Raw genomic sequence first — 13,841 nt, forward strand, 5'->3', positions numbered from 1 at the left:
GTACGAGGCTGTCACCATGGCGTACACCGTCAACGATATGACGTCGTCCTGTGCAACATGCCGACGTCGGGCAATGCTAAAACTCAGTGTTGTCCTTACTGATACAAATCGAATGCAGATTGATTTTGCCACAGAAAATCAGGCGTTGTAAAAACAAAAATGGCTGCAAAATAACTGTTCCAGTCTGGTACGGAAAGCCGTCGCAAATTGCGGCAACGACGGCGCTTCAGGGCAAAGCGTATGCCTGCGATGCTTGTCTCGTATGATATGGCGCAAGCTTTTGTAGCAATCAGGGTTGCGCAATCAGGCTTTCGAGATGGACGCGTGCGTTATCGAATTCGTGCTGCAACTGTGTCAACTGCTTATGGGCGTCCTGCACGGAGCCGCCAATGCCAATGCGCTCCAGTTCCATGCAATGTGTACGCATGCGCATCGCACCGAGATTCTCGATGCTCGACAGGAAACGATGGCTGGCCGCCTTCAATCGCGCCGGATCGGCATCGGCGATCGCGCGTGCGATGTTATCCAGGTGTCCCGGTGCGTCCTGGATGAACAGGCGCACGATATCGGCAGCAATGGTGGGATTTTCCTCATCCTGCAGTTCAAGCAACTGGTCGATGCGGCGCTGGTCGATGACGGGAGTCGTCCCGCTGTCGTCCTGCTTGCGGCGCGGCGCCACCGCCGTCAGCACGGCGCGCACGTCGTCGAGTTCAATCGGTTTCGATACATACGCATCCATGCCGACGGCGAGGCATTTCTCGCGGTCGCCCGGCATCGCATTCGCGGTCATTGCGATCACGCGCGGACCATTTCCACCGAAGCGGGCGCGCAAGCGGCGCGTTGCCTCCAGCCCATCCATTTCGGGCATCTGCACGTCCATCAGCACCACGTCATACGTTTGCCGTTCCAGCGCATCCAGAACTTCCACGCCATTGGCCACCACGTCGGCGCGGTAACCGAGGTGCGCGAGCAACTGCTGCACCACCTTCTGGTTGACGGTATTGTCTTCCGCAACCAGGATGCTGAGGGGCAAGGTTTCGGCGAGCTTGCCGCGCGGCGCACGGACTTTGTCCCGGCCTGGCGCCAGTGGCTGGATGCGCATCGCATGCAATAGCACTTCGAACAGTGCGGCAGGCTTGATCGGTTTGTTCAGGTAGGCCGAAAAATTGATTTCCCGCATGCTGCTTTCCGATGGCCGGTGCGCCACCGAAGTGAGCATGATCATCGGCAGCGCATCGACGCTGCGGTGTTTGCGGATTTCACGCGCCAGCGCGAGGCCATCCATTTCCGGCATGCTCATGTCGAGGATCGCCACATCGAAGGCATGCCCGTGCCGCAACAGGTCCAGCGCCTCGATGCCGGACGCCAGCGCAGAGGGCACCATTCCCCAAAGCAGCGCCTGTTTGACGAGAATGCGGCGGTTGGTGCCGTTGTCGTCGACGATCAGCACATGCTTGCCCGACAGCGCGGACGAGCGCTCCTGCAATACGTTTTGTGCCAGCCCCGGCCCGGAAGCAGCGGCCATAATGGTGAAATGGAAGGTTGACCCATTCCCAACCACGCTGTCCACCCACATGCGTCCACCCATGATTTCGGTCAGGCGCTTGCTGATCGCCAGGCCCAGGCCGGTCCCGCCATATTTGCGGGTGGTCGACGCATCGACTTGCGTGAACGCTTCAAATAGTTCGCCGAGGCGATCCGGCGGGATACCGATGCCGGTATCCCGCACAGAAAATCGGATTTCGTGCGTCCCGTCGCCGACCAGCGTTGATGTCACCGTGATGACTACCTCGCCGTGATGCGTGAACTTGATGGAATTCGACAGCAGATTGACCAGCACCTGGCGCAGCCGCGTAACATCGCCGACCACGGAAGCCGGAACGCCGTCATCAATGAAATAAGCAAGGTTGAGGTTCTTGTGGCTCGCGTCCGGCGACAGCAGGTCCAGGGATTCTTCAATGCAGCGCCGGAGGTCGAAAGGCTGACGCTCGATTTCCAGCTTGCCGATTTCGATTTTTGAATAATCCAGGATATCGTTGATGATCGTCAGCAGCACTTCGCTGCTGGCGCGAATGGTTTCCGCGTAATCCCGCTGTTCGTCGTCGATTGCGGTATTGAGCAAAAGGCTGGTCATGCCGATCACTGCGTTGAGCGGCGTGCGGATTTCATGGCTCATGTTGGCGAGAAACATGCTCTTTGCCTGGGTTGCCGCTTCCGCCTTGTCGCGCGCTTCCTGCAGTTCGCGCTCATAGGCCTTTCTGCTGGAAATGTCGCGCAGGATGACGGTGTAAATCGCGGTACCATCCGCTTCCAGGCGGGAGATCGATGCTTCGGCAGGAAATTCGGTGCCATCCTTGCGCATGGCGAAGATCGCACGGCGTTCACCCATCCTGCGCGCACTTTGCCCCGAGCGATCAAAATTAGCGATGTGGTTGCGATGGGTCGCGTGGTGACGCTGCGGCAACAGCGTATTCAGGTCCAACCCGTTCGCTTCCCGCGCAGTCCAGCCGAACAAGCGCTCCGCGCCCTGGTTGAACAGGATGATTTTATGCTGGCCGTCCACGCAAATAATGGCATCGTCAGCGATGCTGAGGATACCGTTCAGTTGTGCGGAAGTAAGGTTGCCACTATTCATTATCGAGAGCATGGGGGCCGGGTTGAGGTATCGAGTTCGGGTGCGTTTGTGTGTACGTTCAACAGCAATTCTCTCACTACTTGCAGCACAGCCTTTTGTTCGCGTGCGGGTTGGAATAACGGTCGACGCCTTGCACATTGCTCCTGAAGCGTGCGGCGAAACGCCGCATCGTGCGATGCGCGATTGATCAGTGCGGCGAGTGCGATGCTGTCACCTACCGCAAAATAGCCTGCGTAATCGTCACCGAGCATGCCGCGATTGCCTGCAATGTCGCTGGCCAGCACCGGCACGCCGCAGTTGACGGCTTCGATAATCACGTTCGCTCCGCCTTCCATGCGCGACGCGATCACCATGATATCGCTCGCCGCAAGGCGCTCCAGTGTTTCCGCGTGCGGCAGGTTGCCGAGCCAGCGGTAATGCGGATGACGGGATTGGGTCGCCAGCGCTTGCTCCCGCAGTTCGGCGTCCAGCGCACCGCCGACATGGATCATGCGCAGGCGTTCGGCTTCGACGTGAGTGATATGTGCTGCAGCCTGCATGAAGACAAGCGGATCCTTTTCAGCGCGCAGATGGCCGATCATGATGACATCGAATGACTGTTTGTCTTTCTTTTCATGCGCCACGCCGCCTGGTGGCGCCGACTGATAGATGACGCAGGCCTTCTCCCGAGACCGGTCATCCAGCTGATCGAGTCCGGCTTCCTGCAATACCACCAGTTTCGAGGCCAGGCGCAATGACTGACGAGCTTGTTCGTCGGCAACAATGTCGCGATAAAGATCGGTTCCGGTCAGCACAACCAGCAAGGGACGGTCGGGAAAGGCGTGTGAAAAACGCGTGATGGAGCTCGCCGATCGACGCGCATGCAAGGCAATCATCAGGTTGCAGGGATGGCCGTCCCAGTCCTCCAGGACGCGAACCTCATACCCGGAGGAAAGAAAAGCCGCCCATCGGCTTGCGGTTTGCCAATTACCGTTGTTGGCGTTTGCCGTTGCCGGACTGATAATGGTAACGTGCTGTTTTTTCAATCCTGCTTCCTACTGAAGGCGGTTTCAGACCTGATGACTTCTTCGTTTCGACACGCGGGACCAGTCGAACTGGCCACGGCCCTGCGTGATGCCCATGACCGCACGCTTGCGCTGTTTGAGTGCCTTGCCGCTGCCGGTTTCGACCAGGCATCCCGGGTCCCACGGCTGGCCATCGTCAATCCGCCGCTGTGGGAACTGGGGCATATCGCCTGGTTCGCCGAGTGGTACACGCTGCGCGAGGCCGCGAGCAGCGATCCGCGCTCGGTGCGCCATCCGTCCCTGCTGCCGGATGCCGATGCATGGTTCGATTCTAATACGGTCGGGCACGATGCGCGCTGGAGTCTTCCTTTGCCGGCCACGGCCGAAGTCAAAAATTATTTCTCCGAAGTCCATGAGCGTATAACGGCAAGGCTCGCAAGAACCGCAATGGATGACCAGAGTGACCAGGCGCTTTATCCCTATCGGTTGATTCTTTCGCATGAAGACATGCATGGTGAAGCGTTTTTTTACACGCTCAATACATTAGGGGTCACGTTGCCGGCCGCGCTGTTATTCAATGCCGGTCGGTATGAACGGGCGCCCGCATTGCATTTCGACGGCGGCATACTCAAACGTGGCGCCGAGCCCGAAAAAGGTTTTGCATTTGACAACGAACGATGGCGGCATGCATGCCAGGTCAGTGCTTTCGAGATCGATACCGGGCCGGTTTCCAACGCAGACTTTTGCGCCTTTATTGACGATGGCGGATATATCAAGCTACAGCACTGGAGCGAAGACGGTCGTGCATGGCTGGAACATACCGGTCGTACCGCTCCTGCAGGCTGGGAATACAACGATGGCCAATGGCGCTGTCGCCGCTTCGGCAAAGTGCATCAATTGAACGACAACGAACCGGTGCGGCACGTCAGCCTGTTTGAGGCGCAGGCTTACTGCGCGTGGGCCGGACGGCGTCTGCCCGACGAGGCGGAGTGGGAATGGGCGGCGCGCACCTCTCATCCGGGCTTCCAATGGGGGCAGGTATGGGAATGGACTGCTTCCCGTTTTGAGCCCTATCCCGGCTTCTCGCCGGGCGCCTATCGTGAATATTCAGCGCCTTATTTCGGCAATCATCAATCGGTACGCGGCGCATCGTTTGCCACACCCGACCGGCTGCGCTCCGCGCATTTCCGCAACTATTACCAGGCGCACCGCGACGACATTTTTGTCGGATTCCGCACCTGTGCACCCAGATAGCATCAACCCTGACACGAAAGATATGGCAACCGCATCTCAACCCGCACGCAACATTTACGGCGAACCGCTCGTCCCCTGTTCCTTCAATCCCGTCACGGGCTTTTTTCGCGACGGCTGCTGCAAGACCAGCGCCGAGGACGTCGGCACCCATGTGGTCTGCGCCATCATGACGGCGGACTTCCTGGAGTTCAGCGCCAGTCGCGGCAACGATTTATCCACCCCGGTGCCGGAATGGGGCTTCCCCGGTCTCAAGCCGGGTGACCAATGGTGTTTGTGCGCATTACGCTGGAACGAGGCGCTCGCCGCCGGCATGGCGCCGCCTGTGGTGCTGGAAAGCACCAACTTCAGCGCACTCGACCTGATTGATGAAGAAGTCCTGAAGCAATTCGATCACCGGCAGATGTAACTATAGTAATAATGGCAGGGATGGTCGCGATGCGGGATGGCGGGACCGTGCCCGGCGCATGCGGTGGCGTGTTGCCGGTCCAAGGTCCTTGGTCTTAACTTGGCCGCTCCGCACACCAGGTTGAGATGAGCGCTAACCTAAAATGAAAGCGGAACCGCCATGCAGCACCCCGTATCCGGCGATACCATCGTTAAAGAATCGCCCTCGCTTCCCTGGTACAAAAAGCTTGGCCCCGGCCTCATCACCGGCGCTGCGGACGACGATCCGAGCGGCATCGCAACCTACTCGCAAGGCGGTGCACAATTCGGGTACAACTTGCTATGGACCCTGTTGTTCACCTATCCGCTGATGGTCGGTATCCAGATCGTCAGCGCACGCATCGGCCGTGTGACGGGCGAGGGACTGGCTGCCAATATTCGTCGCTGTTATTCGCCATGGCTGCTTTATCTGATCGTCAGCATGCTGGTGATTGCCAATACCATCAACATTGGCGCTGATATCGCCGCGATGGCCGATGCAGTGCGTCTAGTCGTCGGCGGTCCGCATGCGGTCTATGTGGTTGGCTTCGGCGCATTGTCGGTGCTGCTGCAGGTCTTCATTCCCTACAAACGCTATGTGCATGTTCTCAAATGGCTGACACTGGCCCTGTTTGCCTATGTCGGCGTCGTGTTCTTCGTGCATATATCGTGGGGCGATGTGCTGCGCAGGGTTGTTGTACCGCATATCACGTTCAGCAAGGAATATGTCACTGCCGCCGTGGCGATTCTTGGCACGACAATCAGTCCCTACCTTTTCTTCTGGCAGGCGTCCCAAGAAGTCGAGGAAGTCGATGCCGATCCCTATGCGCACTCCTTGCGCACTGCTCCAGAGCAGGCTCGTGCGCACTTGCGGCGTATATCGATCGACACTTATATCGGCATGGGAATTTCCAACCTGATCGCATTTTTTATCATGCTGACCACAGCGACTACCTTGTTCCAGCATGGTATGCGGCAAATCCAGACTTCGGCGCAGGCGGCAGAAGCGCTACGGCCAATCGCCGGCGAGTTTGCATTCCTGCTGTTCAGCTGCGGTGTCATCGGTACCGGCATGCTGGCCATTCCAGTACTGGCGGGCTCCGCCGCGTATGCGGTGGCAGGAGCATTCGGCTGGCGCAAGGGACTCGACCTGAAGCTCGCCATGGGCAAACGTTTCTACGGCATCATCGCCGCGTCAACGCTGATGGGTGCGGTGATCGGCATGATCGATGTCGATCCAATCAAAGCGTTGTTCTGGGCCGCGGTCATCAATGGAGTGATTTCGGTACCTATCATGGTGGTCATGATGCTGATGGCGCAGCGACGCGACATCATGGGACCGTTTGTCGTCACCAGAAAGCTGAAGTATCTGGGATGGAGCGCGACTGCGGCAATGGCGGCCGCAGTCATTATTTTGTTTGTGACAAGCTGGGGATAGCGATGGGTGCTCTCGGAACTGAGATTAGGCATTCAAGCCAGCGACTGATGGACCTGCGCGGTGATTTCGTAAGACCGCAGGCGAGCGGCATGCTCGAATATCTGCGAAGTGATCATTAGTTCGTCAGCACCGGTACGCTCGATAAAGGCTTGCATGTCGCGCGCTACCGTTTCCGGAGAACCAATTGCCGAGCAGGACAGCACCTGTTCGAGCAAGGCACGTTCTTGCGGCCCGATCCGGTCCCAGTAATCGGCGACCGGCGGCTGCAGGCGCGAAGGGCGGCCGCTGCGCAGGTTGACGAAAGCCTGCTGCATCGAGGTCGCCCGGAATTTCGCTTCCTCGTCCGTGTCGGCCGCGAAAACATTAAAGCCCAGCATCACGTAGGGTTTGTCGAGGCGAGCGGAAGGCCGGAAGTTGGCACGGTACAAGGCGATCGCCTGCATCATCTGGGTCGGTGCGAAATGCGATGCAAACGCGTACGGCAAACCGAGAGCCGCCGCGAGCTGGGCACCGAACAGGCTCGATCCGAGGATCCAGATAGGCACATTCAGGCCGGCCCCCGGTACGGCACGGACCGATTGCCTTTGCTCCCCGGAAAAATAATCCATGAGTTCCACCACATCCTGCGGGAACTCATCGGCATCGGACATCAGGTTGCGGCGCAGTGCGCGCGCGGTCACCTGATCGGATCCCGGCGCACGCCCCAGGCCGAGATCGATGCGCCCCGGGAACAGCGACTCCAGCGTGCCGAATTGCTCGGCGATCACAAGTGGCGAATGGTTGGGCAGCATGATACCGCCTGCGCCCACGCGAATCGTCGACGTGCCGGCAGCGACATGACCGATCAGCACCGCGGTTGCGGCACTGGCAATGCCGGGCATGCCGTGGTGCTCCGCCAGCCAGTAGCGCCGGTAGCCCCAACGCTCCGCATGCTGGGCGAGGTCGAGTGAATTCTTGAACGACTGTGCGGCGTCACTACCTTCGGTGATCGGTGACAAATCGAGGACGGAAAAGGGAATCATGGTAACGATACCTGTGGTGGGACGAAATCCGGGATCTCGTCGTAAGGGTGGGCGTTCACGTACGGCCTTCACGAATGTCATTAGCATGACACGTTGCGGATTTGCGCGTTTGCCATGGCCAATGACATAGACCAGTACTACAAATTTCCCTGTTCGGATTTCGGATAAGCGCTTGGCCGAGAGCCGTTCAGGGAAACAAGGGTAACAAGTTTTATTACGCCGCTTGTTTCAAGGTCGGGTAATCGGTATAACCGCGCGCACCGCCGCCATAGAAAGTGCTCTTGTCGGGTGCATTGAGTTCAGCACCGCGACGGAAGCGCTCGACCAGATCCGGGTTGGCCAGGAAAGGGCGTCCGAATCCAACCGCATCGCCGATTCCATTGGCGATCAGGGCCTCCGCTTCGTCCGCGGTATATCCGCCGCAGAAGATCAGCAGCCCGGTGAAGCCGCTACGTATTTGCCGGCGGAATTCATCCGACAGTTCAGGGCCGCCGACCCAGTCCGGCTCGGCGATATGCAGATAGGCGATGCCACGGCGGCTGAATTCCTTTGCAAGGTATAAGGTGCTCTCATCGGCTTGCTCATCCGCGATGTCGTGACCGATGAAGTGGGGGGACAGTCTTACGCCAACACGGTCAGCGCCGAGTTCTGCGACCGCTGCATCGACCACTTCGAGCAGAAAGCGCGCGCGGTTCTCGACCGGGCCCCCGTACTGGTCGGTGCGGTGGTTGGTATTGGTGGACAGGAACTGGTGCGGCAAGTACCCATTGGCGCCATGGATTTCAACAAAGTCGAAGCCCGCGCGCCCGGCCCGTGCGGCCGCTTGGCGATACTGGTCGACGATGCCGGGGATTTCCGATGTCGCGAGCGCGCGGGGCTGAGAGGTCGGCACATTGGCGGGTGTTCCGTCCGGCTGAACGACAAAGCATTTGCTGTTCGCGGCGATGATGGCCGAAGGAGCGACCGGCGCTGCACCGCCCGGTTGCAGCAGGGTATGGGAAATGCGTCCGACATGCCATAACTGTGCAGCAATACGGCCGCCTTTCGCATGGACCGCGGCGGTCACTTTCTTCCAGCTGGCTTCCTGGGCATCGCTATAAATACCGGGCGTCCAGGCATAACCCTGGCCTTGCGGTGAAACCTGGGTGCCTTCCGACACGATCAATCCGGCACCCGCACGCTGGGCATAATATTCGACATTCAGGTCGGTCGGGACGTCCCCGGGCTGACCGGCACGCGAGCGCGTCAGTGGTGCCATGATGGCGCGGTTGTTCAGTATGATGGAGCCGGCTTTGACCGGCGATAGCAAATGTTTAACCATGGATATTCCTCAATTACATTGCATTAGACCGGTCGTCTAATTCTTTTCCAAAAAAACGCATGACATTCGGTCATCATGCGTCCTTTGCTTCCAACATGATTCTGGTCTGGCGATACGCCCGTTCAAGAGGCAAGTTGGATCCGTTTGCACGCGCCATGAGTGAGGCGCCGATCCACATCGCGTACAAAGATTCTGCCAGTTCTTCGACGTCCGCATTCTGGCTGAGCGAGCCCGATGTCTGTGCTTCGCCTAGCGCCTTGGCCAGGCAGGAAACAATATGCTTCATTCCCGCTGACAATTCTTCGCGCATAGCTTCGGACAGGTCGCAGACTTCGGCCGCCAGTTTGACCGCCAGACACGAATGGTGGAGATCATTCGCGCTTTGTATTTCCAGCCATTGATGGAAATAGGCCAGCACGGCCTCCTTGCCGCCTTTTCTACCCGGACCGAACAAGCCGGCAATCCGGCTATCGTAATCCTGGAAATATCGTTCCAGCAAGGCTACGCCAAAGCCTTCCTTGGAGCGAAAATAGTGATAAAAAGAGCCTTTCGGGACTTCAGCCTTGCTCAGGATTTCACTCAATCCCACGGCCGAGAACCCGCGTGCAAGAATTAAGCCCTCTCCAACCGAGAGGATGCGTTCACGGGTGTCCTGGTATTGAAGGGTGCGGTCCATGAAACGCATTATATTAGACCGGTCGTCTAGAAGCCATGGTTTATTTTGGAAACGTTCTTCTGCGTTCATATACCAACACGTGACTATTTGTACTGCCGATTTGAGCATCCGCCGGGTCGATGCTTGTGTGTTTTGCAAGAATATATTGTTTAGAGAAGTACTCCCGCCTATCCTTGTAAAAATTCTGACCCGCTCTGCGAGCGCGTATGATGCGGCTTAAGACAATAAACCTACACCCTCAGGAGAAACTCATGCCAAAGAAAAATTCAAAAGCAAACAACGGTAATGGTGGTTCGCAGCAGGACGGCTTCATTAATGTTCCCGTTACACGCGCGACACGGGAAGGTCTTCACGATCTGAAAGAATCAATGGGTGCGGCAAGTCAGGCCGAGGTGATCGAAAAGGCCGTTGCCATTGTGCTGGCGATTCAGAAGGCCGCGCGCAACTAAGTTAAGCAACCGCTAAAGCCCGACACCGGCCATTTCATTTCCCCTTGCGGGTACCGCGTGGCCGCACCGGAGCAGTGCTGCTCATCGAATGAGCAGGTGAGACGACGCCCTGTAGGTCAGCCGCGATCCCGCCATCAATCCGTGCCGCGCCAATCGCAGCGTCCAACAAGTTTGGTAAGATCATTGCGCGATGCAGGGAAATTATTGTTCTCCCGGTCGCCCCGGTCTGTCACGCGTGTCGCCGCCGATGATTCAGCCTGCACTGCAGGCAGCCATCGGCATGTGCACCGTGCATTCTCCGACCAGGTTATTTGCACAAGATCCTGGTTACATGAAAACTCCCGCGCGTCCCGAACAAATCAAGCTGCTGCCGCATATTGCGAGATGGCTGGTACTGGCGCTTATCGTCGCAGCATTCGCCGGCACAGCGTCCGCACTCTTCCTGTTTGGCCTCGATTGGGCAACTACGTGGCGTGAAGCCCATCCATGGATCATCTGGCTGCTGCCCTTTGCAGGGTTCGCCGTCAGCTGGATCTACCTGCAGTACGGTACCAGGGTGGAAGCCGGCAACAATCTGTTGCTGGATGAGATCCACGATCCAAAGAATGTCATACCGCTTCGCATGGCGCCCTTAGTCCTTGGCAGCACGATCGTTTCGCATCTGTTCGGCGCCTCGGTAGGGCGCGAAGGCACCGCCGTGCAAATGGGTGGAGCGCTCGCGGATCAGTTAACGCACCTGTTCCGCATGGATAACCAGCAACGGCGGATGCTGATCATGGCCGGCATCAGCGCCGGCTTCGCCTCGGTGTTCGGCACGCCGCTCGCCGGTGCGGTTTTCGGCCTCGAAGTGCTGGCGATCGGACGCATGCGTTACGACGCCATCCTGCCCTGTTTTGTCGCGGCGATCGTGGCTGATCAGGTAGGGTTGCTGCTAGGGGTGCGTCATACGCATTACGCAGTGTCGCTGATACCTGCCATCACGCCGGCGACCCTCGCCGCGGTGCTGGCAGCGGGCGCGATTTTCGGCCTGATCGGGATGCTGTTCGCGACCTGCACGCATCTGTTGTCGGATACGATGAAGGCGCACATTCGCTATGCCCCGTTCCGTAGCTTCATCGGCGGCATCGCCGTCGCCGCTGCCGTGTGGGCGGTCGGAAGCCAGCGCTATATCGGACTCGGGATACCTGTCATCCTTGAGTCGTTCGAGACGCCGCTGTCGCCTTGGGACTTTATCGGAAAGATGGGTTTCACGATCGCTTCATTAGGGACAGGCTTCAAGGGCGGTGAAGTGACACCTTTGTTTTATATTGGCGCCACACTCGGCAACAGTCTTGCTCCATTGTTGCATATGCCTTTTCCCACGCTCGCTGCGCTAGGTTTCGTCGCCGTGTTCGCGGGCGCGGCCAACACACCTATCGCTTGCACCATAATGGCGATCGAGCTGTTCGGTCCGGCGATCGGCCCGTACGCCGGGATCGCATGTGTCGTCAGTTATCTGTTCTCCGGCCATACCGGCATCTACAGGGCACAACGTATCGGCCATGCAAAACCGTACCGTCGTGCCCCTGAAGGTATCCGGCTTGGCGAGCTTGCCGCCCACCGCAAATCCCTGCGCGAACGAAAACAAGCCGAGCAGGCATCAGACGAGTCCGATCGGCGCTGAGCCTGTTGCTGGCATTGAGCGAAGAAGGCGGGGCTTTATCCGCGTATAGGGAATGACTCGCTCATAAGCATGGGCCAGTTGCAATACCGACAGATCGTCCTGTGGTTTGCCGATAATCTGAAGTCCCATCGGTAGCCCGGCATCGTTAAAGCCGGCAGGTACGCTGATCGCAGGCAAACCAGCTAGTGTCGCCGGAACGACGACTTCCATCCAGCGATGATAGGTATCCATTTGCTTGCCGGCGATATGCTTTGGCCAATCGAGTGTCGCATCGAAAGGAAAGACCTGTGCCGTTGGCAGCACCAGGAAGTCGACCTGCTCGAATAATTTGCGGACGGCTTCATACCATGCACTACGCTCCGTCGACGCGCGATACACATCGGCGGCCGACAGCTTCTGGCCTTGTTCGATTTCCCACAGCGCCTCGGGCTTCAGCAGGCGGCGCGTTGCCGGATTGGCCGCCATCATCCCGAACTTGCCGGCAATCAGAAAGCCGCGTAGCGTAAGCCAGGCGCTCCAGACACGATCCATGGCAAAGCCCGGGGCCAGATGTTCGATGTTTGCCCCCAGGTCTTCAAAATGCGCGAGTGCGCTGCCACACAAGTCCAGGACGCCGTCCTCCATCGGCAGGTAGCCATCCATGTCGCTCAGCCAGCCGATGCGCGTACCTTTGAAGTCACGTTGCAGTGAACCGGCAAAGACCGCAGGATCCGCGGCGAGCGACAGGGGCACGCGCGCATCATAGCCTGCCTGTACCGATAACAACATTGCGAGGTCGGTAACGGTGCGTGCCATTGGCCCCTCGGTACTGAGCTGCTGGTAAAAGACTTCATTGCCTGGACCATTCGGCACTCTGCCCAACGATGGGCGGAAGCCGAAGATATTGTTGTATGCAGCGGGATTGCGCAGCGAACCCATCATGTCGCTGCCATCGGCTACCGGCAGCATGTGCAGCGCTACCGCAACCGCCGCACCACCACTGCTGCCACCGGCTGTCTTGCGCTGATCGTAGGCATTGAGCGTCGTGCCAAACACCGGGTTATAGGTATGCGACCCCAGCCCGAGTTCCGGCGTATTGGTTTTGCCGATCAGGATCGCACCCGACCGCTTCGCACGTTCGACAACGATTGCATCGTACTGCGGAACATGTTTCTTCATCAGGGGCGAACCGAGTGTCGTGATGATTCCGTCGGTCGCCGCGAGGTCTTTCGGCGCCTGGGGAAAGCCATGCATCCAGCCCAGATACTCACCGCGTGCGAGCAGATTGTCGCGTTCGTCTGCTTGTCGCAGCAAACCCTCCGCATCCTGCAATGACACGATCGCATTGACTGCCGGATTGATCTTCTCGATCCAGGACAGATAAGCGGTCATCACATCACGACAGGAAACTTCGCGTGACTGGATGGCGAGCGAAAGTTGTGAAGCGGTCAGGGTGACCAGTGGGGGCAGAGAAGAGGTGGCATTCATGCGTGGAATTGTAGGCCTAATGCTGACAATCGCATTGTATCGTCATCACACAAATCAATATTTGTCTAGGACAATAATTGACAAGAGGATACCCGAGTGAGACTATCCGCCTTAGTTGATATGGCAATATTTTGCGGCGGCCACTACTGGTTTTTCGTCAAGCGTCTGTCTGTATATCATATCGTGAAAGCAGGCCCCAACAGCATGGCCGACCGTTACGAAGCATGGCGGGAAGAAGAGCATGCAAGCTTTCGCTTCGTTTCCAATCTAGCGGTTCGTCCAGGCAAATGCACGAATGCACGCTGTCAAGATGGTAGGCAGGTTCGGCTGAATGACCACGCGATTTCAGCGGAGATCGCGTAGCGCTTTTGGCGGGAACCGACAGAGATCACGAGACAGTTATTGCATGGTACAAGCGTGGCCTCAGGGCGCATCCCGGCTCCATGCTGATGAAAAACCTTGCGAAAGCCTGTACCGAGCGTCGACAAT

Annotated in this window: 12 protein-coding genes; 6 read left to right on the plus strand and 6 right to left on the minus strand. The window is 58.1% G+C overall.

The annotated features are described in order from the left end of the window. Positions 1-289: 289 nt before the first annotated feature. Together ASE07_RS02160 and senB are read right to left on the minus strand one after the other, a co-directional pair. Entirely contained in the window at positions 290-2,635 is a 2,346-nt protein-coding gene (locus tag ASE07_RS02160; RefSeq protein ID WP_057289159.1) for a response regulator, read from the minus strand. Beyond that, on the minus strand, positions 2,635-3,660 hold the full coding sequence (gene senB, locus ASE07_RS02165) for a selenoneine biosynthesis selenosugar synthase SenB (RefSeq protein ID WP_057289160.1): 1,026 nt from the start codon (positions 3,658-3,660) through the stop codon (positions 2,635-2,637). The genes ASE07_RS02160 and senB overlap by 1 nt, the downstream gene beginning before the upstream one ends. 33 nt (positions 3,661-3,693) lie before the next feature. On the opposite strand from senB, the gene senA reads away from it, so the two are divergent. The 3 genes from senA to ASE07_RS02180 all read left to right on the plus strand — a co-directional run bounded on the left by senA (position 3,694) and on the right by ASE07_RS02180 (position 6,754). Then, positions 3,694-4,893: a selenoneine synthase SenA gene (senA, locus tag ASE07_RS02170; RefSeq protein ID WP_200960864.1), complete on the plus strand. Its 1,200-nt coding sequence runs from the start codon at positions 3,694-3,696 to the stop codon at positions 4,891-4,893. A gap of 22 nt (positions 4,894-4,915) precedes the next feature. Then, entirely contained in the window at positions 4,916-5,299 is a 384-nt protein-coding gene (locus ASE07_RS02175; protein ID WP_057289161.1) for a DUF2237 family protein, read from the plus strand. Positions 5,300-5,458: 159 nt separating this feature from the next. Continuing rightward, complete coding sequence (locus ASE07_RS02180; RefSeq protein WP_057289162.1) at positions 5,459-6,754, plus strand: NRAMP family divalent metal transporter; 1,296 nt, start codon at positions 5,459-5,461, stop codon at positions 6,752-6,754. A gap of 32 nt (positions 6,755-6,786) precedes the next feature. Here ASE07_RS02180 and ASE07_RS02185 read toward each other — a convergent pair whose 3' ends face one another. The 3 genes from ASE07_RS02185 to ASE07_RS02195 form a co-directional block, all read right to left on the minus strand. Beyond that, entirely contained in the window at positions 6,787-7,776 is a 990-nt protein-coding gene (locus tag ASE07_RS02185; RefSeq protein ID WP_057289163.1) for an LLM class flavin-dependent oxidoreductase, read from the minus strand. Positions 7,777-7,990: 214 nt separating this feature from the next. Further along, positions 7,991-9,097, minus strand: coding sequence for an alkene reductase (locus ASE07_RS02190; RefSeq protein ID WP_057289164.1), 1,107 nt, complete (start codon positions 9,095-9,097; stop codon positions 7,991-7,993). Between the two features lie 73 nt (positions 9,098-9,170). Continuing rightward, positions 9,171-9,773, minus strand: coding sequence for a TetR/AcrR family transcriptional regulator (locus tag ASE07_RS02195; RefSeq protein ID WP_057289165.1), 603 nt, complete (start codon positions 9,771-9,773; stop codon positions 9,171-9,173). Between the two features lie 251 nt (positions 9,774-10,024). On the opposite strand from ASE07_RS02195, the gene ASE07_RS02200 reads away from it, so the two are divergent. Both ASE07_RS02200 and ASE07_RS02205 read left to right on the plus strand, forming a co-directional pair. Next, positions 10,025-10,222 carry a hypothetical protein gene (locus tag ASE07_RS02200; RefSeq protein ID WP_057289166.1) on the plus strand — a complete coding sequence of 66 codons (198 nt, stop codon included), beginning with the start codon at positions 10,025-10,027 and terminating at the stop codon, positions 10,220-10,222. 331 nt (positions 10,223-10,553) lie between these two features. Next, a complete protein-coding gene (locus ASE07_RS02205; RefSeq protein WP_057289211.1) occupies positions 10,554-11,885 on the plus strand; it encodes a voltage-gated chloride channel family protein in 1,332 nt (443 codons plus the stop codon). Here ASE07_RS02205 and ASE07_RS02210 read toward each other — a convergent pair. Continuing rightward, a complete protein-coding gene (locus ASE07_RS02210) occupies positions 11,862-13,352 on the minus strand; it encodes an amidase (protein WP_057289167.1) in 1,491 nt (496 codons plus the stop codon). The two genes, ASE07_RS02205 and ASE07_RS02210, sit on opposite strands and share 24 nt — an antisense overlap. A gap of 96 nt (positions 13,353-13,448) precedes the next feature. Between ASE07_RS02210 and ASE07_RS02215 the strand changes: the two genes are divergently transcribed. After that, positions 13,449-13,715, plus strand: a complete 267-nt coding sequence (locus ASE07_RS02215) for a hypothetical protein (RefSeq protein WP_156396331.1) — start codon at positions 13,449-13,451, stop codon at positions 13,713-13,715. The last annotated feature ends 126 nt before the right edge of the window (positions 13,716-13,841 follow it).

It is taken from the genome of Noviherbaspirillum sp. Root189 (assembly GCF_001428545.1).
Classification (GTDB): Bacteria; Pseudomonadota; Gammaproteobacteria; order Burkholderiales; family Burkholderiaceae_D; genus Noviherbaspirillum.